The following is a 20,959-nucleotide window of genomic DNA, read 5'->3' as shown; positions in this document are numbered from 1 at the left end:
TGATTCTCTCCTGTCCCGGCGTGCACGTGTAGTGAAATAGGCACACTTCCACGACATGTGGCACGCGCCTCGTTCGGCTGGTCACGTCATACGCGTCTTGGCGCCGCAGGTGCACGCGGCGTGAATCGGCCACCGTCTGTGACGACTGACCCCGGTGAACGGGTCGATCTCCACCGCGCCGCACCAGGTCGGCGGGCGTGGCCCGGCTCCGGCGAACCAGTCCAGCGCGCGCAGCGCCTGTGCCGCCGCGAGTGCGGCCGTGACCTGGGCGGACAGCACGTCGACCGGCTGGGTGGCACCGAGCAGTTGGGTGGCCACGGCGGGCCAGCACGGATCCAGCCCGGCCCGCACCAGATCGGCGCACCGCAGGCAGCTCGACCGGCCGGGCACCACCAGCGGCCCGATGACGCCGGTGCCCTCGCGGACCCGCACGACCAGGTGCGCGACGCCGTGCCGCACCAGTTCCGCGACCGCCTCCGGGTCGGGCACCACCGCGTCGGTCAGCACCACCAGCGACGCCGAGCCGCGGCGCGGGGGACCGGTGAGCACGGACGGATCCACCGCGCGCACGACATCCCGCGCGGCCCGCCGCCTCGGCAGCCCGATGTGCGCGTCGAGGTACCCGCACCCGACGTCCTCCGGTTGCACGGCACCGGTCGCGGCCACGTGCACCCGCCGCATCCCGGCGCCGGCCAGCGTGGCGGCCACCGCGACCGCCAGCGGTCCGTCGCCGCGCACCACCACCTGGTCGGGGCGCACGGCGGGCGGCACCGGACGGTCGCGCCCCCGGGTGCGCAGCACCGACATGGTCACGTCGCCGGTCAGCCGCGCCGGCACGGCGGTACTCGCCGCGTCGACCAGCAGGCCGCGCACCTCCAGCTCGTCGAGCAGGGCGAGCAGCGTGTCCGAGTCGGCCGGCCCGACCTCGTCGAGCAGCTCGTCCACCGAGCGGGTGCCGTCCAGCGCGCCGGCCACGGTGACCACCCCGTCGGGCAGGTCGCTGATCACCACGGCGTGCGCCGGGTCGAGCCCGACCTGGATCTCGCCGGCGCGCCGGCGCAGCACCGGCAGTCCCGGCAGCGACCTCGGCCGGACGGGCAGGGTGGTTCGCGTGTCGACGTCCATGCGCGCAGCGTCGGCCAACCGTGGCGCGGACGTCAAAACGGTTATCCACAGGCACGAGTTATCCACAGATTCATACCGAGCGTTCCGCCGCTTGGCCGCGCGAGATCACACTGATGGCGTGTCCCGAAATGTCGGCGCGGCGCCGTACCGTGAGCCCGTGCCCGAACCCCGCGTCCAGGTTCGCCGAAGCAAGCGGCGAACCCGCACGGTCTCCGCGTATCGGGACGGTGACACCCTCGTGGTGTTGTTGCCCGCGCGGATGTCCAAAAAAGAAGAAGCGCACTGGGTCGCCGAGATGCAGCAGCGCCTGCAGCGCAGCGAGACTCGGCGGCGTTCTCCGGCACGGGCGTCCGACGCCGCGCTGCTCGCCCGCTGCCACGAGCTCGGCCGGCGCTACTTCGACGGCGAGACGACGCCGGCCAGCGTGCGCTGGGTTCCGGCGATGCGCACCAGGTGGGCGTCGTGCACCCCGTCCGACGCCAGCATCCGGGTCAGCGAACGGCTGCGCGACGTGCCGGGCTGGGTGCTCGACTACGTGCTCGTGCACGAGCTGGCGCACCTGCTCGTGCCGGGTCATGGGCCGGACTTCTGGAAGCTGGTGCGCCAGTACCCGAAGACCGAGCGCGCGATCGGCTACCTGGAGGGGGTGTCCGCCGCGGCCGGTCTCGAGATCACCGGCGAGGACTGAATCGTTTAGCTCGGGCAAAATCCGCCGTCGTTCGGCTTCGCCGAAACGGCCTGTGGTCAGGTTGTGTGGGTGGTCAACTGCCGGGGTTGGTGGGCTGCGAGCGGCGTGGGTGGTCGTCTCGACGCCTTCGGCGTGGCGGCGGTCGCCCTCGCCATTTCGGGCCGACCCCAGCGTGGCTGCCGCTCGGTGCGGTCAACACACCCGGCTGCGTGAAGTCGGGTAAGTGGGCTTGTTGGCCGGATCGGGTCGGCTACGGCGTGGTACTCAGGCGCGCTCTGATCAGCGCGAGTCGCCCTCGGGCTCGTCGGGCTTGTTCTCGGAGGCCTCGTCCATGGCCTGCTCCTGGGCCTTCTCCTGCTGGACGGTCTTCTCCAACTGGGCCATCGGGTCGTCCCCGATCTCCGGCGTGGCGCCCAGCCGCTCGGAGAACTCCATCGGGTCGTCCAGGTCCTCGGCCGTGGGCACCAGGTCCGGGTGCGCCCAGATGTCGTCGCGCGCCTTGATGCCGTGCTCGTCGCCGACCAGCCGCCACAGCGCGGCCGCCGCGCGCAGCCGCCGGGGCCGCAGCTCGAGGCCGACCAGCGTGGCGAACGTCTGCTCGGCCGGCCCGCCGCTGGCCCGGCGCCGGCGCAGCGTCTCGCGCAGCGCGTCACCACCGGGAAGGCGCTCGCCGATCGCGTCGCCGACCACCACGTCGACCCAGCCCTCGACCAGGGCCAGCAACGTCTCCAACCTGGTCAGCGCGGCCTTCTGCTCCGGCGTGGTCTGCGGTTCGAGCAGCCCGGACTGCATGGCCTGCTCGATCGACTCGGGGTTGGCCGGGTCCACCTGACCGGCGAGCTGCTCCAGCGCCGCGGTGTCCACGGTGATGCCGCTGGCGAACTCCTCGACGGTGGCCAGCAGCCGCTGCCGCAGCCACGGCACGTGCGCGAACAGCCGCTGGTGCGCCGCCTCGCGCGCGGCCAGGAACACCAGCACCTCGCTGGCCGGGCGCTCCAGGCCCTCGGTGAACTTCTCCACGTTCGCCGGAAGCAGAGCAGCCGTCGCCGGCGGGCCGAGCGGCAGCCCGACGTCGGTCGAGGTCAGCACCTCGCCGGCGAGCTGCGCCAGCGCGTTACCCAGCTGCGAGCCGAACGCCATGCCACCCATCTGGCCGACCATCGACAGCAGCGGACCGGCCGCCTCCTTCGCCTCCGACGGCAGCGCCTCCACCCACGCGCCGGACACCCGCCGCGCCACCGGGTCGCACAGCCGCTGCCAGGTCGGCAGCGTGTGGTCCACCCAGTCGCGCGCGGTCCACACCTTCGTCTCGGTGGCACCGGCCGGCAGGATCGTCACCGGGTCCAGCCACATCTCGGCCAGGTGCACCGCGTCCGCCACGGCCTTGTCCGAGTCGGCCGGGGGCGTGAGGCCGATCTGCTCGCCGCCGAGCCGCTGCAGGGCGATCTGCTTGGCCAGGTCGTAGTTCACCGGACCGTCCGACGTGCCGGCCTGGCTGAGCATCTGGCCGAGTTGACTCAACATCTGGCCGAGCTGGCTGAACGCGTCGAACGGGTTCTTGCCGGGTTCGCCCGAACCGGGACCGCCCGCGGTCGGATCGTCACCGTGGCGCTTCTTGCTCTCGTCGTCGTTCGGTTGCGGGCCGAATCCGAACGGGAAGTCGGTCATATCCCCACCGTACGCGGACACGGGTACGACACGCTGATCGCACCTGGGACGATGGCCGTACCCTGTGCCCTCGTGGAGACCACGAGCAGCGAGACGCAGGACCCACCCGCGCCCACTCCGCCCCCGCAGCGGCGTGGGCTGAGCCGGCGAGGGTGGACGGTCGTGTTCAGCATGCTCATCGTGGTGGCGCTGGGGCTCGTCGGCGGGTTCGTGCCGGTGCCCTACGTGGCGCTCGGCCCCGGGCCGACCTACGACGTGCTCGGCGACGTGGACGGCGCGCCCGTGGTCATGATCGACGGCCAGCCGAGCCAGCCCACCGCCGGTCAGCTGCGCATGACCACCGTGTCGCTGTCCGACGACATGACGCTGTTCGGCGCGCTCGGACTGTGGATCAGCGGCCGGTACGCGCTCGCGCCGCGCGAGGACTACATCAAGCCGGGCGAGACCAAGGAACAGGTGCAGAAGGAGAACGTCAAGCTGTTCCAGGACTCGCAGAGCAGCGCCGAGGTGGCCGCCCTGCGCTACGTCTACCCGGACAGGCCGGTCAAGGTCGTCGCCGGGCAAATCGTCTCCGGTGGCGCCGCGGACAAGGCGCAGCTGCACCCGGGCGACCATCTGCGCACGGTGAAGGACAAGCGGATCGGGACCGCCGCCGACGTGGCGGCCGCACTGACCGACACGCAGCCTGGCAACACCGTGCCGATCGTGGTCGCCCGTCCCGGGCAGGGCGACGTGACGCTGCAGGCGACCCTCGAGGCGAGCAACGATCGCAAGCAGGGCTTCCTCGGCCTGACCGCCGTGGAACGCGTCGACGTGCCGCTCAAGACCACGATCCAGCTCAAGGACGTCGGCGGCCCGTCCGCCGGGTTGATCTTCGCGCTGGCCATCGTGGACAAGCTCAAGGCAGGCGAGCAGAACGCCGGCCAGCAGGTCGCGGGTACCGGCGAGATCGACGCGACCGGCAAGGTCGGCGCGATCGGCGGCATCCCGTTCAAGATGACGGCGGCCAAGGAGGCCGGCGCGAGCACTTTCCTGGTGCCAGCCGACAACTGCGCCGAGGCCAAGTCCCGCGCGCCGGACGGTCTGCGGCTGATCAAGGTCGACACGCTCGCCGGCGCCGTGACCGCGCTCGAGGACATGAAAGCCGGCCGGCCCGTCCCCGGCTGCTAGCCGAAGCGGAAGGTCAGCCCGTCGATCACCAGGTCCGGCCGCGCGGGGCCGGAGAGCGTCACGGCGGTGATCGCGTCCCGGCTCCCCGGGTCGAACGTGCCGGGCTCCACGGCGGCACGTCGGTCACGAAGACTTCCGTGAACGAGACGCCGTGCTCCTCCAGCGTCATCGCGAACTCGGCGACCTCGTGTCCCCGGTCGCGCAGGCGGGTCGCGATCGCCGGCCGCAGGAGAGCGCGCCCGCCCGCTCCTCGTCGGTGATGGTCAGCAGTTCCACGTAGCGCTCGTCGAGGCGCCATCCGCCGTTCTGGAAGCCGTCGACGGCGGGGGAGATCTCCGCGGGCGGATCCCGTTCGAGAGGTACCTGCTCAGTCGCGCAGGGTTCGCAGCAGCGCGTCGGTGAGGTTCGGCGCCAGCTCCGGGTGCTCCACCAACTGGTCGACCTCGGTGCCGTCGGTCGCGCGCAGGCGAATCACACACGCCGCCGTGCCGTCCCGCAGCACCGCCGCGACCAGCCGTGCCTCGCGCCTGCGCGGGTGTTCGGCGGCGATCCGGCGCAGCATCGACTCGTCGGAGCCCACCTCGTCGGCGATGGTCTCCTCGGCCTCGGGCGGCAGCACCACGATCTCCTGCGCCAGCGCGCACCCGCGCACCGCGTCCGGCCACATGATCCGGGCCAGCGCCAGGTCGAGATCGCCGTCCGGCAGCGCGTCCTGGGCCACCGGCGTCACCGGCGCGTCGGACAGCGACCCGGCCAACTCCGGCTGTGCCGCGAGCAGGTCGGCCGTCGGCACCAGGGCGAACAACTGCGGCGGCTGATCCCAGCCGGCGGAGCCGACGAACTCCTCGACCTCGCGGACGACGGACGGCAGCATGGCGGGCGGCTCCACTGATGCGTCTGGCACGCGGCCATCGTCGCATCCGGGGACCCGGATGGTGACGCAGGAGGCAGATACGGGAACCTAGGCCCCCGTCCGTAGAGTTGGACATATCGGAACGGCGCTCGTGAGAGCCGCCGACGACAACGTACGACCCAGGAGCGTGCCCCGTGGCCACTCGGCCCCCGATCGGAATGCCGAGGCTGTCCCGCCGCAGCCGGATACTGCTGATCATCGCCGCGACGGTGGCGGTCGTCCTCCTGGTCGGGGCGCGACTGCTGGACGCCTATGTCGACTGGCAGTGGTTCGGCGAGGTCGGGTTCCGGGGTGTGTTCACCACCGTCCTGTGGACCAGGATCGCGCTGTTCTTCAGCGTGGGCATACTGGTCGGTGGCCTGCTCGCGATCAGTTTGATCATCGCCTACCGGACGCGGCCGGTGTTCGTGCCGGTGGCCGGCGCCGACGATCCGCTCGCCAGGTACCGGTCCACGATCGTCGCGCGCGTGCGGCTGTTCGGCATCGGCATCCCGGTGCTGGCCGGCGTCGCCTCTGGTGCCGCGGCCCAGGGCGACTGGCAGATCGTGCAGATGTGGCTCAACGCCACGCCGTTCGGGGTGACCGACCCCGAGTTCGGCAACGACATCGGGTTCTACGCGTTCAAGCTGCCGTTCTACACCTGGCTGATCAGCTGGGGGTTCATCGCGATCGCGGTGGCGTTCGCCGGTGCGGCGGTCACGCATTACATCTTCGGCGGGATCAGGCTCGCCGGAAAGGGCGGCCAGCTCACCGGCACGGCCAGGATGCAGCTTTCCATCACGGCCGGCGTATTCGTTCTGGTGTACGCGATCGACTATTTCTTCGAGCGCTACGAGTTGCTGTTCTCCGAGCGACGAGAAGACCTGTTCAACGGTGCGACCTATACCGACCTGAACGCGGTACTCCCGGCGAAACTGATTCTGACGTTCATCGCCGTGTTCTGCGCGGTCGCCTTCTTCGTCGGCGGATTCCTGCGCAACCTGCAGCTGCCCGCCATCGCCACCGTGCTGCTGGTGCTGTCCAGCGTGCTCATCGGTGTCGCGTGGCCGCTCGTGCTCGAGCAGTTCTCGGTCAAGCCCAACGCCAACGAGAAAGAGGCGAAGTCCATCCAACGCGCGATGGACGCCACCAAACAGGCGTACGGCCTCGGCCCGGACAAAGTCACCATGGACGAATATCCGGGCAACTCGACGCTGCAGCCGTCGGAGGTCAGGGCGTCCAATCCGGGCACGCTCGACAACATCCGCCTGCTCGACCCGAGCATTCTGGAGACCACGTTCACGCAGTTGCGTGCGCAGGAGAACTTCTACGGATTCCCGGACAAGTTGGACGTCGACCGGTACACGGTCAACGGGAAGAAGCAGGATTACATCGTCGCCGCGCGTGAAATCAACACCGCGGGCCTCGCCGAGAACCAGCGCTCCTGGATCAACCAGCACCTCGTGTACACGCACGGAAACGGTTTCGTCGCCGCACAGGCGAACACCACCGAAGGCGCGTACCGGGACAACGAGGCGCAGGGCGGATATCCGCGGTTCACGGTCAGCGACCTCAACGCGCAGAACAGCGGCGTGCCGATGCCCATCCCGGTGAACCAGCCGCGGATCTACTACGGCGAGCTGGCCACCAGCTACGCGATCGTCGGCGGCGACCAGGCCCGCGAGTTCGACCTGCCCGGCAAGTCGTTCAAGTACGACGGCAAGGGCGGCATCCCGATCGACGGGTTCTTCGACAAGCTGATCTTCGCCGCCTACGAGACCGAGCAGAACATCCTGTTCAACAGCGCGGTCGGCGAAGGCTCGCGGATCATGTACCACCGCGACCCGCGCGATCGCGTCAGCAAGGTGGCGCCGTGGCTGACCGTCGACGGCGACCCGTACCCGGCCGTGGTCGACGGGCGCATCCAGTGGATCGTCGACGGCTACACCACGCTGGAGCACTACCCGTACTCCCGAGAGACCCCGCTCGGCTCGGCCACCAGCGACTCGCTGTCCGGCGTCGCGCGGCAGGCCGACCGGCCGATCAGCTACATCCGCAACTCGGTCAAGGCCACGGTCGACGCCTACGACGGCAGCGTGAACCTGTTCCGTATCGACGAACAGGACCCGGTGCTCAAGGCGTGGACCTCGGTGTTCCCCGGCGTGGTGAAGCCGCTGTCCGAGGCGCCGGCGGGGCTGCGAGAGCACTTCCGGTACCCGGAGGACCTGTTCAAGGTGCAGCGTGAGCTGCTGTCCCGGTACCACGTGGACAAGCCGCAGGAGTTCTTCGGCAACGAGCAGTTCTGGAACGTGCCGCCGGACCCGACCAAGGAAGGCGGCACGGTCGCCGGCAGCAACGCGGCCAAGCAACCGCCGTACTACGTGTACGCGCAGACGCCGGGCCAGAACGAGCCCAAGTTCCAGCTCACCAGCGCGCTCGTGTCGCTGCGCCGGGAGTTCCTCGCGGCCTGGATGACGGTGTCGTCCGAACCCGAGGACTACGGCAAGATCAGAGTGCTCCGACTACCGAACGGTCTGCAGGTGGACGGTCCTGTCCAAGTGCAGAACCGGTTCAACTCGACAAGTGAGGTCACCCAGCAGCGGACGTTCTTCCAGAACTCCAACACCATGGTGCTGTCCGGGAACCTGCTGACACTGCCCGTCTCGGGATCGCTGCTCTACGTCGAGCCGATGTACATCCAGCAGCGCAACGACAAGTCGTTCCCGCAGCTCGCGCGGGTGCTGGTGTCCTACAACGGCCGCGTCGGGTTCGCCGCGACCATCGATGAGGCGCTCAACCGCGTGTTCGGCACCGCCGCGACACCGCCGACCACGCCGCCACCGGGCACGCCTCCGGGTACGCCGCCCACCTCGCAGCCACCGCCGCCAGGGGTGACCTCGCCCGAGTTGGAGGCGGCCAAGACGGAGCTGCTGGCCGCCGTGCAGAAGCTGCGCCAGGTGACCAAGGGCGACTGGGAAGGCTTCGGCAAGGCGATGGCCGCCGTGGACGCGGCCGGACTGAAGGTCGACCAGGTCCAGGCGCGGCTCAACGGCACGCCTCCGGCCGGCCAGACCCCGGCACCGCCGACCACGACAGCGCCGCGACCACCGGGCTGACCGACCAGGGGAGTGAAGGCCGTCACCTACCGGTCGCCTGATTTGCCCCAACTCGTCACCGACACGTACAGTTGGTGTCACCGACGCGGGGTGGAGCAGTTCGGTAGCTCGCTGGGCTCATAACCCAGAGGTCGCAGGTTCAAATCCTGTCCCCGCTACAGAGTCGAGAGGCCCTTGCCTGCGGAAAGCGCAGGCAAGGGCCTCTTTCGCATTATTTCTGGGGGCCCAGCCCCCAGACCCCCAGGTTCCTATCGGGTCACCTTTCAGCGGGGTGCGCCCTACTCACGCGCTGCGCGCGTTCGTGGGCGCGTTTGGGGTGCGCCTATTCGGGCGCGGGGCGCCCTCTTGGCGCGAGTTCCGCGCTGTGCATCGGTGAGTTCCGCGCTGTGCGCCGGTGAGTTCCGCGTTCTGCACCTGGGAGTTCCGCTTGGTGGGAGTGGTGGTGGGGGTGGGGGTTGGTTCGTACGGTTTGGGGGTGCGGGTTGAGCAGCTCGAATACATACAAGCGGTTACTCGGTTGGGGTCTTTGCGCCGGGTGGCCGAGGAACTGCATGTTTCGCAGCCTGCGCTGAGTGAGACGCTGCGTAATTTGGAGCGGGAGTTGGGGGTTGACCTTCTGGATCGGAGGAGGTCGGGGGCTCGGATCAGTGAGGTGGGGCGGGAGCTGCTGCCTTATATCGGGCAGGTTTTGGATGCGGTTGATCAACTGCGGAGGGCGGCGGGGGAGCAGCATCTGGTGAGTCGGATGGTGCGGGTGGGGACGGTGAACGCGGCGACTGTTTCGCTGGTGATTCCGGCGATTCGGGAGTTCAGGGCGGCGCATTCGGGGACGCAGGTTGAGGTTGTGGATGTGCAGCAGGCCGAGATTCATCGGGGGTTGTTGGATGGGGGGTTTGATTTGGGGTTGGTCAATTATTTGGCGGGGGATGATTGGCCGCCGGAGTTTGATACGACTGAACTGCTTCGGGGGCGGGCGGTGGTGTGTGTTCGGCCGGACAGTCGGTTGGCGGGTTTGTCGGCGGTGGGGGTTGAGGATTTGTTGAGGGAATCCTTGATCGTCATGCGGTCGGGGTATGTGATGCATCGGTTCGTGCACCGGTTGTTGGATGGGCGGCAGCCGGTATTTTCCTATTCGACCGATGGGGCGGAGATGGGAAAGATCATGGTGGCTGAGGGGCTTGGGGCGACCGTACTTCCCGAATTCAGTGTGGTGGGGGATCCGTTGGAGCGGGCAGGGGCGATCACGTGGCGGCCGCTGGATTCCCGAATGGTGGACGTGCTGCTGGTGGTGCAGCGGCGTCGGTCCGGGGCGCCTCCGCTGGCCGCTCGGAACCTGCATGATGTGCTGGTCAGGCGGGCTAACGCGATGGGTGCGAGCGCGGCGTGAGCAGGCCATGGGGTGGCTTGGAAGGGAAACCCTATCGGCGGTTCGTGAATGGCTGGTAGACCGATCGGCGTTGTTCTCCGTAGGGTTTCAGGCATGATCGCCGAAATCGTTGACCGATGGGATCTCACCCGGCGGCGGCATCTCGATTTCGCGCGGATCGCCGGCCAAGGGTGTCCGAGCTGACCGCTCGTTGATCGATTGTCGCCCGCGTCAAACGTAGGGCTTTGCCTTGTGCCTCTTCCACTTTTTGGAGTATTGCCGTGTCTGCGGAAAATCTTGAGCAGCCGTTGAAGTTCGCCTATTGGGTGCCGAACGTCAGTGGTGGGCTCGTCACCAGCACGATCGAACAACGCACCGATTGGGGGTACGAGTACAACAAGAAGTTGGCGGTTCTGGCCGAGAACAACGGGTTCGAGTACGCGCTGTCCCAGGTGCGCTACATGGCCAGTTACGGGGCCGCCTATCAGCAGGAGTCCACCAGTTTCAGCCTCGCGCTGCTGTTGGCCACCGAGCGGTTGAAGGTGATCGCCGCGGTGCACCCGGGGCTGTGGCATCCCGGCGTGCTGGCGAAGCTGCTGTCCACCGCTGATCATCTGTCGGGTGGACGCGCCGCGGTGAACGTGGTCAGCGGCTGGTTCAAGGGCGAGTTCACCGCGCTCGGCGAGCCGTGGCTGGAGCACGACGAGCGCTACCGGCGGTCCGAGGAGTTCATCCGCGTGCTGCGCGCGAGCTGGACGCAGGACGACGCGGAGTTCCAGGGCGACTTCTACCGGCTGCACGGCTACGACCTGAAACCGAAGCCGGTTGAGGTGCCCGGCCGCGCCCACCCGGAGGTCTTCCAGGGTGGCAACTCCACGGCCGCGCGCGCGATGGCCGGGCGGGTGTCGGACTGGTATTTCAGCAACGGCAAGGACTTCGACGGGATCAGCGAGCAGATCGCCGAGGTCAGCGAGACCGCCCAGGCGCACGATCGCGCCGTCCGGTTCGGGCTCAACGCGTTCCTGATCGCCCGGGACACCGAGGCCGAGGCGCGCGACACGCTGCGCGAGATCGTGGACAAGGCGAACGTCGACGCGGTGCACGGATTCCGCGACGCCGTCCGCCAGGCCGGCGGGTCCACCTCGGACCGCAAGGGCATGTGGGCCGACTCCGACTTCGAGGACCTGATCCAGTACAACGACGGATTCCGCAGCAAGCTGATCGGCACGCCGGAGCAGATCGCGCACCGGATCGTCGAGTACAAGCGGCGCGGGGTGAACCTGCTGCTCCTCGGATTCCTGCACTACCACGAGGAAGTCGAGTACTTCGGCAAGCATGTGCTGCCGATCGTGCGCGAGCTGGAGGCCGACCTGCCGATCGGTGCCGGCACGCCCGAGCCGGCGGGGGTGACCCAGTGACGACAACAGGGACGACAACAGGGACGACGACAGTGACCACCACGCAGGAGTGGCTCGCCAAGGCCGCCGAGGTGGCCGGGATCCTGGCCTCCGACGCCGTCGAACGGGAGCGGGCGAACCGGACCCCGCACGCCGAGGTCCAGTTGCTCAAGGACACCGGCCTGGTGACCCTGCTCGGTCCGGTCGAGCATGGCGGCGGCGGCCAGAACTGGACCACCGCGTACCGGGTGATCCGCGAGATCGCCAGCGGCGACGGCTCGATCGGCCAGCTCATCGGCTACCACTACCTGTGGGCGTGGGCCGCGCGACTGGTCGCCACACCCGAGCAGATCGCCGCCGTTGAGGAGCAGGCCACCCGCGAGAAGTGGTTCTTCGGCGGCGCGATCAACCCGCGCGACAACGACCTGACGATCACCGACGAGGGCGACGAGATCGTCTTCACCGGCCGCAAGTCGTTCTCCACCGGCAGCAAGGTCTCCGACGTGACCGTGCTGGAGGGCGTGCTGGACGGAACGGACAAGCACATCTTCGCGATCGTGCCGTCCGACCAGCCCGCCATCGTGTTCAACGACGACTGGGACAACCTCGGCCAGCGGCTGACCGAGAGCGGCAGCGTGGAGATCAACGGTGTGCGGGTGCCGTGGGAGCTGGCCGCCGGCTACGTCGGCAAGGAGTTCCAGCCGAGGACCTACAACACGCTCAACGTGCCGCTGATCCAGTTGGTGTTCACCAACTTCTACCTCGGCATCGCCCGCGGCGCGCTGACCACCGCGACGGCCTACACGCGTGACCGCACCCGCCCGTGGCCCTACGGCGGCGACAACAAGGAGTCGGCCGGCGAGGAGTTCTACATCCTCGACACCTACGGCGATCTGCAGTCCAAGCTGTGGGCGGCCGAGGCGTTGGCCGACCGGGCCGCGGCGAAGATCGAGGCGATCAACGCGCACGCCGACACCGTGACGCCGGAGGAGCGCGGCGAGGCGGCCGTCGTGATCGCGGCGGCCAAGCAGCGCGCGATCGACGTCGGCCTGGAGATCGGCACCAGGATCTTCGAGGTCACCGGCGCGCGGGCGAGCGCGAACGCGGTCGGGCTGGACATCTTCTGGCGCAACCTCCGCACGCACAGCCTGCACGACCCGGTCGCTTACAAGCGGGTCGAGGTCGGGCGGTACGCGCTGCTGGGTGAGCTGCCAGAACCAACCTGGTACACGTGATGACCGGACAAGGGCTTGTTCCCAATTTGCGTGGGTGGTCACTTAGGGCACGCCCAGGCGGCGATCTACGGCGTTGGCGTCCGCTCGAGTATGCCCAATACGAGTCGCTCCCATCACACGACCCGATGTAGCTCAGCTCATCCACCTGGACGCGCCCGGTGGGTCACCCTGCGAGGACGGAATGGCGGGACTATGAGCAAGAGTCTGATGGAGCGGGTCGCGCACGTGATCGCCGATGCCGACGAGGCGCTGGCGGTCGCGGCGCGGCTCGCCGCCACCTTCGCCGAGGGGGCGGCCGAGCGGGACGCGGTGCGCCGGCTCCCCGAGGCGGAGCTGGACGAGTTGTCGGCCAGCGGGCTGCTCGCGATCACCGTGCCGCGCGAGTACGGCGGCGCGGACGTCGGCACGGCGACCGTGGCCGAGGTGTTCCGGTTGCTCGCCGCCGCCGATCCGAACATCGCGCAGATCCCGCAGAGCCACTTCGTGTACGTGAACGCGTTGCGGCACAACGGAAACGCCGATCAGCGCGGGTTCTTCTTCACCGAGGTGCTCGCCGGCAGGCGGTTCGGCAACGCGCAGTCCGAGGCCGGCACCAAGCACGTGCAGGACTACCGCACCCGGCTGCGCGCGGCAGCTGACGGCTACGTGCTGGACGGCGTGAAGCACTACTCGACCGGCGCGTTGTTCGCGCACTGGATTCCGGTGCTGGCCAAGGACGACGAGGACAAGATCGTGGTCGCCTACGTGCCGGCCGACGCCGACGGTGTGACGGTCACCGACGACTGGGACGGCATGGGCCAGCGCACCACGGCCAGCGGCAGCGTGCGGCTGGACGGCGTGCGGGTGCCGGCCGATCGCGTGTTGCCGCACCACCTCACGTTCACCGGCCCGCAGCTCTACGGCGCGCGGGCGCAGATCCTGCACGCCGCGATCGACGCCGGCATCGCGCGCGGCGCGCTGGCCGAGGCGGCCGAGTTCGTGCGCACCCGCAGCCGGCCGTGGTTCGAGGCGGGAGTCGAGCGCGCCGACCAGGATCCGTTGACCGTGCAGCGGTTCGGCGAGCTGGAGATCACCGTGCGCGCGGCCGAGGCACTGCTCGCCGAGGCGGGGCGGGCGGTGGACGGCGCGACCCTCGACGAGCCGGGCGTGGCGAGCGCGTCGATCGCCGTGGCCGCCGCGAAGGCGTTCGCCGACCGGGCCGCCGTCGAGGTGACCAACGCGCTGTTCGAGGTGTCCGGCACCCGGTCCGCGCTCGACTCGCTGAACCTGCACCGGCACTGGCGCAACGCCCGCACGCACACGCTGCACGACCCGGTGCGCTGGAAGGTCCAGCACATCGGGCGATACGCGCTGACCGGTTCGCCGCCGCCCCGGCACGGCCTGATCTGAGGAGATCACCCATGACCAGCTTGATCATCCTGTCCGGCAGCCCGTCGGTCACCTCGCGCACCGGCGCGCTGTCCGATCACCTCGCCACGCGTCTGCGCGGCGACGGCCACACCGCGAGCGTCGTGCGGGTGCGCGACCTGCCGGCCGAGCCGCTGCTGCACGCCGATTCGACGCATCCGAAGATCGCCGAGGTGGCCGACGCGATCGCCGGCGCGCACGGCGTGGTGGTCGCCTCGCCGGTGTACAAGGCGGCCTACAGCGGGGTGCTCAAGCTGCTGCTCGACCTGCTGCCCCAGTTCGCCTTGGCCGGCAAGGTCGTGCTGCCGGTGGTCACCGGCGGCACCCCGGCGCACGTGCTGGCGATCGACTACGCGCTGCGGCCGGTGCTGTCCTCGCTCGGCGCGGACCACATCGTGCCCGGCTGGTTCGTGCTCGACCGGCACGTGGAGCCGTTGCCCGGCGACGCGCGGCTGGACCAGCGGGCCGCCGAGGACCTGTACCCGATCGTCGACGCGTTCTCCGAGGTCGTGCGCGGCCGGCACGCGCTGGCCGTGGCCTAGGAGTTGACCATGACACTGCGGTTCCACTGGTTCCTGCCGACCTACGGCGACAGCCGCTACCTGGTCGGCGGCGGGCACGGCACGGCGGTCACCACGGCGGGTGGCGACCGTCCGGCCACGATCGCGTACCTGTCGCAGATCGCCCGCGCCGCCGAGCAACTCGGCTTCGAGGGCGCGCTCACCCCGACCGGCGCGTGGTGCGAGGACGCGTGGCTCACCACCGCGATGCTCGCCCGCGAGTCGGAGCGGCTGAAATTCCTGGTGGCGTTCCGGCCCGGGCTCGTGTCACCGACGCTGGCCGCGCAGATGGCCGCCACGTTCCAGCGGCACTCCGAGGGGCGGCTGCTGCTGAACGTGGTCACCGGCGGCGAGGACCACGAGCAGCGCGCCTACGGCGATCACCTCGGCAAGCAGGCGCGGTATCAGCGCACCGACGAGTTCCTCACCGTGGTGCGCGCGCTGTGGCGGGGCGAGCGGGTGTCGCTGCACGGCGAGCACGTGAAGGTGGACGACGCGCGGCTGGACCGGGTGCCCGATCCGGTGCCGGACGTGTATTTCGGCGGCTCCTCGCCCGCGGCCGGCCGGGTGGCCGCGCGGCACGTGGACGTGTACCTGACCTGGGGCGAGCCGCCGGACGCGGTCGCCGACAAGATCGCCTGGATCCGCAAGGAGGCGGCCGAGGCGGGCCGGACGCCGCCGCGCTTCGGCATCCGGCTGCACGTGATCAGCCGGGACACCTCGGCGCAGGCGTGGGCCGAGGCCGACCGGCTGCTGGCCGCGCTCGACCCGGACGTGATCGCGTCTGTCCAAAGTGGACTGTCGAGGAGCGGCTCGGAGGGGCAGGCCCGGATGCGCGCGCTGCACGGCGGCCGCACCGGCTCGCTCGAGGTGTACCCGAACCTGTGGGCCGGCGTCGGTCTGGTGCGCGGGGGAGCGGGTACCGCGCTGGTCGGCAGTCACGTCGAGGTGGCCGAGCGGATCGAGGAGTACGCGGCGCTGGGCATCTCGGAGTTCGTGCTGTCCGGGCACCCGCACCTGGAGGAGGCGTACTGGTTCGGCGAGGGCGTGCTGCCGCTGCTGCGCGACCGGGGTGTGTGGCGGCATCCGGTGGACGCCGGCGCCGAACCGGTGCGCGCGGCGATCCCGTTCGCGGGGGCCACGCCGTGACCGCCGTGCACTGGGTGCTGCCGGACCGTCCCGCGACGCTGAAATACCTCACCCACGCCGCGCGTACCGCCGAGCACCTCGGATTCGACGGAGTCGTTCTGCCAGAAGGAGAAGGCGATCCGCTGGTGATCGCCGCCCTGCTGGCGACGACGACCGAGCGGCTGCGGTTCACCGTGCCGGCGGATGTCGCACCCGAGGCGGTCGCCACGTTCCGGCACTACGCCGGCGAGCGGCTGGTGCTGGCCACGGCGATCGAGAGCGCCTCGCCACCCGAGATCATCGGGCGGGCCGTGCGGCTGCACGTGATCAGCCGGGACACCTCGGGCGAGGCGTGGGCGCGAGCGCGCCGGCTGTTCGCCGAACCCACGGCGTCCAAGCTGGAGGTGTACCCGAACCTGCTCGCGCGCGGCGATGTGCTGACCCTGGTCGGCGGCCACGCCGAGGTGGCCAGGCGGATCGAGGACTACCGCGATCACGGCGTCGAGGAGTTCCTGCTGTCCGGCACGCCGCACCTGGAGGAGGCGTACTCGTTCGCCGAGGGCGTGCTTCCCAAGCTGCGCAAGGAAAAGCCGAGGGGGCACGCGGTGCGTGCCCCCTCGGCAGAACAATCACTCGCGAGTTAGAGCGAGAAACCCGAACCGTCGACCGGCACGTTGACCTGTGCCGGGGTCTCGTCGACGGTCACCGACGTGATGTTGGTGGCCATCGCCTCGGCCTCGCCGACCAGTGCGGGGCTGAACTCGAACACCTGCGCCACCGCGCCGACCGGGATCTGCAGATCCTGGCCGCCGGTCGTGGTGGTCGTGCCGCCGGACTGACCGGTCAGGTCGTTGGCCGCCCACGCGTAGGAGGTGCCCGCCACGGCCGCCGAGTTGCCGAACACCTGCGCCACGGCCGCGGCCGGGACGTCGGCGATGTTGCCGGACAGCGAGCCGCCCAGGCCGGAGGTGGTGATGTCGCCACCCGACTCGGCCACGGTCTCGTTGATCGCGCTGCCGTCGGACGCGCCGATGAAGCTCGCCGCGTTGCCGAAGACCTGGGCGACCGGCAGGGCCTGCCCGCTGATCACGTTGCCGGAGATCTGGCCGGCGTCGCCGTTGGTCTCGGTGTCGCCACCGGCGGTCGAGGTGACCTCGTTGGTGGCGTCACCGGTGACCCGGCCGACCCACACCGGGGCCAGCGCGAACACACCGGCGGTGGAGCCGACCGGAGCCTGCACCACGTTGCCGGCGAGCTGACCGCCCTCACCGTCGGCCAGGTTGTGGCCGCCGGCGGTGGAGTCGGTCTCGTTGTCCGACACGCCCTGGCCGAAGCCGCCCCACGCGGCGCCGATGCCGTGCACCTGCGCCGGCAGCGATCCCGGTGCCTGCACCAGGTTGCCGGTGATGGTGCCGAACCCGCCGGTGGTCTTGTAGTCGCCGCCGGCCGTGGACTCGGTGTCGTTGGTGGCCTCGCCGACGCCGCGGCCGATCCAGGCGCCGCCGATGCCGAACACCTGGGCCGGGGTGGACAGCGGAGCGGCCACCAGGTTGGACGACGCGACGCCGCACGGGTCCTCGGTGTTCCCGCCGCCGCCGGCCTTGACGACCTTCGTCTCCTCGCCGATGCCGGTACCGGAGCCGACCCACGAGCCGCCCACGCCGAACAGCTCGGCCGGCAGCGCGACCGGGCCGGTGATCAGGTTGCCGGAGCCGGTGCCCTCGTTGCCTCGGGTGCCGTTGTAGCCGCCGGCCTGCACGACCTTGTCGTTGGTCGCCTGACCGGACGCCATGCCGATCCAGGAGCCGCCGACCGCGAACACGTCCGGGCTGCTGGCGACCGGCGTGGACGCGGTGTTGCCGGCCAGGGTTCCCTTGTCGCCGTTGGTGTACGTGCCGCCGCCGACGACCGTGGTGGACTCGTTGTCGTGCAGCGCGTGGGCGATGCCGCCCCACGTGCCGCCGATGCCGAACACCTCGGCCGGCACCGCGACCGGCGCGTCGGCCAGGTTGCCGGACAGCACGCCGCCCTCCGACGAGGTGCTGGAGAACCCGCCGGAGGTCACGTCGGTCCTCGAGCTGCTGTTCGACGCGTTCGGGCTCATCGGCGCGACCGGCTCCGGGCTGGGGATCGGCACCGGGGTGGTGGACGGCGCGGTCGCCCCGCCCGTGGTGGCGATGCCGGTCCAGGCCGCGGCGACGCTGGCCACGTTGGCGATGCCGGCGCCCTGCGGCTGCACGATGTTGCCGGATCCAGCGCCCTGGTCGCCGTCGGTCTGCACGTAGGTCGGGATGTCGTTGATCCCGGTCTTCGTGCCACCGGCGATCGCGTCGACCGTGGTGGTGGACGACTGCACGTCGGATCGTCCACCCCAGGTGGGGGCGTTGCCGTTGACCTCGACCGGCAGCGCCAGCGGGGCCGCGCCGGCGTTGCCGGACAGCGTGCCGTCCCGGCCGGCGGTGTCCACCGCGCCGCCGCTCTCCGTGTAGTTGGTCGCCGTGGAGTCGGTGACCTGGGCGTTGCCGCCCCAGCTCACCGCGTTCCCGGTGGCCTGGACCGGGGTGGCCCAGTGACCGGCGAGCACGTTGCCGGCCAGGCTGCCGTTGCGGCCGTCGGTGGTCGTGTCACCGCCGGTGACGACGTCCTGCTCGGCGTTGCCGCCGATCGACTGCGCCGAGCCGGCCCAGGCGACCGCGTTGTTGGACAGCTGTACGGGCACCGCCCAGTCCAGGTCAACCACGTTCCCTCCGAGCGCGGAGCCGTTGCCGCCCGTCTCGATGTCCTGCCGGCCGTCGTAGGTCTGGCTGTGGCTCGAGCCGGCGACGGTCGCCGAGGACAGCGGCGCGGCGATCGCGTTGCCGGTGATCTGCAGCGGCACCACGAGGTCGGCGTTCACCCGGTTGCCCAGGAAGGCGTCGTCGGCCGTCGCGACCGGCTTGTCCGGACGCGGCACCGGCGGGGTGGTCTCGCAGACCGGGGCCTTGGCGCCCTTGGCCGCGGGCAGCCCGCACTGACCGTCGGGCATCCCGGTGGGCAGCCCGTTGAGCAGCGCGGCCGGCTTCGGCGCCGGCTTCGTGCTCGGCTTCGGGGTCGGCTTGGTGACCGGGGCGTTGCTCTGCAGCGCCTGGCTCAGCGGTGCGGTGACCTGCTTGGTGCTGATCTCGCCCTGGTAGCCGGGCAGGTCGAGCTGCCCGAGCGGGGTGCCCAGCGCGTTGTCGCCGATGTCGACCGGGATGGTGATCCCGCCGTCCAGCGGGCTCGCCGGACGGTCCGGGTCGACCCGCTCGTCGGCGGAGGCGATCCCCGTGCCGAGCATCAACAGGCCGCCGGTTACCAGTGCGGTCTGCAGACCGCGCCTTGCCCAGATGTGCATGATTCTCCTTGATATTCCAGGGTTTTCCAGCTTCGAAGCGCGCCGGAACGCGCGATGGTTCTCGAGGTGTGGGCGTGCGCCCGGTCAGTCGGGCGTGACGCCAGGACGGACGTTGGTGCGTGTCAGCCGGGTCGGCGTGCCCGTGCGGGCCCAGCCGGCCTTGGCCGGAGCGCTCGCGACCGCCGGCGGTGTGGCGATGGCGAACTGGGAGTGATCCGTGCCGCCGGTGTTCCCGTTGTGGGGCGCGGGGGCGTGCGGGTTCGGCAGTGTGCTCGGCTCACCGCGGCGCTGCGGCGAGCCGGGCTCGTTCTCGGCCGGGTCGGCCTGGCGGGGTTCGATGCGCCGTGCGTTGATCTCGACCTCGTGCTGCTCGTCGGTCGTGAGCGCGGCGGAGGACAACTGGACGGGTCGGTCATCGGGCGTGCCGACCGGCAGCGGCGCCGGGTGAACGGCCGCCGGCGGCACGGGTGCGGGCTGGAGCGTCGGCGGCTCGGCGACGGTGGGCGTCGGCAGCAGCTGCGACACGGGAAGCGGCGGCGTGGCGGGGCGCAGCGCGTCGAGCTTCTGCGCCGCGCCGGTGACCAGGCGCTTCACGCCGGTGCGCTCGACCACCCGCTCGACCGTGGCGACGGCGCGCTCGGCCACGGGGGCGACTGTGTCGTGCACGGCCTTGGTGGTCGCCGCCGCGTACTGGCCAGCGGTGTCCCCAGCGGTGTCCACTGTGGACTTCATGTGCTCGGCCGTCGCCTTGATCGGGTCCGCCGGCGCCTGGATCACGATCGGGGTGGCGCTGGCCGGCACCTCGGACAGCATCCACGCGGCGACGGTCGTGATCACCGCCCCGCCGAGCACCAGCAGCAGGCGCGAGCACCAGCGCGTCAGCGCCGTGCCTCGTCGCGCCCGATCGTCTGCCATGCGGCTCGCCTCGTTGTGCCAGGGGTGTCGGAATGTGCACACACAGTGCTGTGCGGCTACAGGCTGGCACGACCGGCGGGGCCTCGGCAGTAGGCGAGCCGGGGAACGCCCGTATCGAGTGACCTGGGAGAACGGCATTCACCCGACCATGTATCGAGCCGTCACACCTGGTGGGCATCAGGAGACTCGATCGTGGGACAGCCGATCCCGAACGTGTGATCACCTAGGCTGCTCGTCCATGGCGAGGTACTTCGATGTGCACCCGGTCAACCCGCAGCGGCGCGCGATCGGGCAGGCGGTGGCGCTGCTGCGCGAGGACGGCCTGATCGCCTACCCGACCGACTCGTGCTACGCGCTCGGCTGCCAGCTCGGCAACAAGGACGGGCTGGAGCGGATCAAGGAGATTCGCCGGCTCGACGACCGCCACCACTTCACCCTGATGTGCCGCGACTTCGCCCAACTCGGCCAGTTCGTGCACGTGGACAACACGGTGTTCCGCGCGATCAAGGCGTCCACCCCGGGCAGCTACACGTTCATCCTGCCCGCCACCAACGAGGTGCCGCGCCGCATGATGCACCCGAAGAAGCGCACGGTCGGCGCGCGCATCCCGGACGACATCGTCGTGCAGGCACTGCTCGACGAACTCGGCGAGCCGCTGCTGTCCAGCACGCTGCTGCTGCCCGACCTCGACGAGCCGCTCACCCAGGGCTGGGAGATCAAGGAACGGCTCGACCACGTCGTGGACGCCGTGATCGACTCCGGCGAGTGTGGCACCGTGCCGACCACGGTGATCGACTTCTCCCAGGGTGAGCCGGAGATCGTGCGCCGGGGAGCCGGCGACACCACCCGATTCGAATAGGTGTGTCTGTTCGCGCGGACGCCGTTCGTCGGTGGGGTGACCGGTACCCGGAACTCGAGG

At 70.3% G+C, this 20,959-nt stretch carries 17 protein-coding genes and 1 tRNA gene; 13 read left to right on the top strand and 5 right to left on the bottom strand.

Annotated features, from left to right (window positions below; all coding sequences use genetic code 11):
- Positions 1-81 precede the first annotated feature (81 nt).
- Complete coding sequence (locus tag EV193_RS28635; RefSeq protein WP_130348047.1) at positions 82-1,125, bottom strand: hypothetical protein; 1,044 nt, start codon at positions 1,123-1,125, stop codon at positions 82-84.
- Between the two features lie 157 nt (positions 1,126-1,282).
- On the opposite strand from EV193_RS28635, the gene EV193_RS28630 reads away from it, so the two are divergent.
- Positions 1,283-1,813, top strand: a complete 531-nt coding sequence (locus EV193_RS28630) for a M48 metallopeptidase family protein (protein ID WP_130348046.1) — start codon at positions 1,283-1,285, stop codon at positions 1,811-1,813.
- Between the two features lie 279 nt (positions 1,814-2,092).
- On the opposite strand, the gene EV193_RS28625 is transcribed toward EV193_RS28630, so the two are convergent.
- On the bottom strand, positions 2,093-3,481 hold the full coding sequence (locus tag EV193_RS28625) for a zinc-dependent metalloprotease (RefSeq protein ID WP_130348045.1): 1,389 nt from the start codon (positions 3,479-3,481) through the stop codon (positions 2,093-2,095).
- Between the two features lie 171 nt (positions 3,482-3,652).
- Between EV193_RS28625 and EV193_RS28620 the strand changes: the two genes are divergently transcribed.
- Positions 3,653-4,651 (top strand): YlbL family protein, encoded by a 999-nt coding sequence (locus tag EV193_RS28620; protein WP_242613753.1) that lies wholly within the window; start codon positions 3,653-3,655, stop codon positions 4,649-4,651.
- Between the two features lie 151 nt (positions 4,652-4,802).
- Positions 4,803-4,931 (top strand): hypothetical protein, encoded by a 129-nt coding sequence (locus tag EV193_RS34510; protein ID WP_278044226.1) that lies wholly within the window; start codon positions 4,803-4,805, stop codon positions 4,929-4,931.
- A gap of 87 nt (positions 4,932-5,018) precedes the next feature.
- On the opposite strand, the gene EV193_RS28615 is transcribed toward EV193_RS34510, so the two are convergent.
- Positions 5,019-5,525 (bottom strand): PPA1309 family protein, encoded by a 507-nt coding sequence (locus EV193_RS28615; RefSeq protein ID WP_130348118.1) that lies wholly within the window; start codon positions 5,523-5,525, stop codon positions 5,019-5,021.
- Positions 5,526-5,698: 173 nt separating this feature from the next.
- On the opposite strand from EV193_RS28615, the gene EV193_RS28610 reads away from it, so the two are divergent.
- The 9 genes from EV193_RS28610 (at position 5,699) to EV193_RS28570 (ending at position 16,396) form a co-directional block, all read left to right on the top strand.
- Positions 5,699-8,659 (top strand): UPF0182 family protein, encoded by a 2,961-nt coding sequence (locus EV193_RS28610; RefSeq protein ID WP_130348043.1) that lies wholly within the window; start codon positions 5,699-5,701, stop codon positions 8,657-8,659.
- A gap of 84 nt (positions 8,660-8,743) precedes the next feature.
- Positions 8,744-8,817: transfer RNA gene (locus tag EV193_RS28605), tRNA-Met, on the top strand.
- Positions 8,818-9,134: 317 nt separating this feature from the next.
- Entirely contained in the window at positions 9,135-10,046 is a 912-nt protein-coding gene (locus EV193_RS28600; RefSeq protein WP_130348042.1) for a LysR family transcriptional regulator, read from the top strand.
- Between the two features lie 260 nt (positions 10,047-10,306).
- Entirely contained in the window at positions 10,307-11,443 is a 1,137-nt protein-coding gene (gene sfnG / locus EV193_RS28595; RefSeq protein WP_242613742.1) for a dimethylsulfone monooxygenase SfnG, read from the top strand.
- A 32-nt stretch (positions 11,444-11,475) separates the two neighbouring features.
- Positions 11,476-12,657 carry an acyl-CoA dehydrogenase family protein gene (locus tag EV193_RS28590; protein WP_242613741.1) on the top strand — a complete coding sequence of 394 codons (1,182 nt, stop codon included), beginning with the start codon at positions 11,476-11,478 and terminating at the stop codon, positions 12,655-12,657.
- Between the two features lie 192 nt (positions 12,658-12,849).
- Entirely contained in the window at positions 12,850-14,046 is a 1,197-nt protein-coding gene (locus EV193_RS28585) for an SfnB family sulfur acquisition oxidoreductase (protein WP_207222846.1), read from the top strand.
- A gap of 11 nt (positions 14,047-14,057) precedes the next feature.
- Positions 14,058-14,606, top strand: coding sequence for an NADPH-dependent FMN reductase (gene ssuE / locus EV193_RS28580; RefSeq protein ID WP_130348040.1), 549 nt, complete (start codon positions 14,058-14,060; stop codon positions 14,604-14,606).
- A 9-nt stretch (positions 14,607-14,615) separates the two neighbouring features.
- Positions 14,616-15,773, top strand: a complete 1,158-nt coding sequence (locus EV193_RS28575) for an LLM class flavin-dependent oxidoreductase (protein ID WP_130348039.1) — start codon at positions 14,616-14,618, stop codon at positions 15,771-15,773.
- Positions 15,770-16,396, top strand: coding sequence for an LLM class flavin-dependent oxidoreductase (locus EV193_RS28570; protein WP_130348038.1), 627 nt, complete (start codon positions 15,770-15,772; stop codon positions 16,394-16,396). The genes EV193_RS28575 and EV193_RS28570 overlap by 4 nt, the downstream gene beginning before the upstream one ends.
- On the opposite strand, the gene EV193_RS28565 is transcribed toward EV193_RS28570, so the two are convergent.
- Positions 16,393-19,125 (bottom strand): chaplin family protein, encoded by a 2,733-nt coding sequence (locus EV193_RS28565; protein ID WP_130348037.1) that lies wholly within the window; start codon positions 19,123-19,125, stop codon positions 16,393-16,395. The genes EV193_RS28570 and EV193_RS28565 overlap by 4 nt on opposite strands.
- An 84-nt stretch (positions 19,126-19,209) precedes the next feature.
- On the bottom strand, positions 19,210-20,040 hold the full coding sequence (locus EV193_RS28560) for a hypothetical protein (RefSeq protein WP_130348036.1): 831 nt from the start codon (positions 20,038-20,040) through the stop codon (positions 19,210-19,212).
- A 238-nt stretch (positions 20,041-20,278) separates the two neighbouring features.
- On the opposite strand from EV193_RS28560, the gene EV193_RS28555 reads away from it, so the two are divergent.
- The gene (locus tag EV193_RS28555; protein ID WP_130348035.1) at positions 20,279-20,899 is read left to right on the top strand and encodes an L-threonylcarbamoyladenylate synthase; all 621 of its coding nucleotides are present in this window, start codon (positions 20,279-20,281) and stop codon (positions 20,897-20,899) included.
- Positions 20,900-20,959: the final 60 nt, after the last annotated feature.

Origin of the sequence: Herbihabitans rhizosphaerae (genome assembly GCF_004216555.1) — a bacterium.
Taxonomy (GTDB): domain Bacteria; phylum Actinomycetota; class Actinomycetes; order Mycobacteriales; family Pseudonocardiaceae; genus Herbihabitans; species Herbihabitans rhizosphaerae.
Note: the sequence above shows the minus strand (reverse complement) of the source record. Positions and strands in the feature narration are given on the sequence as shown.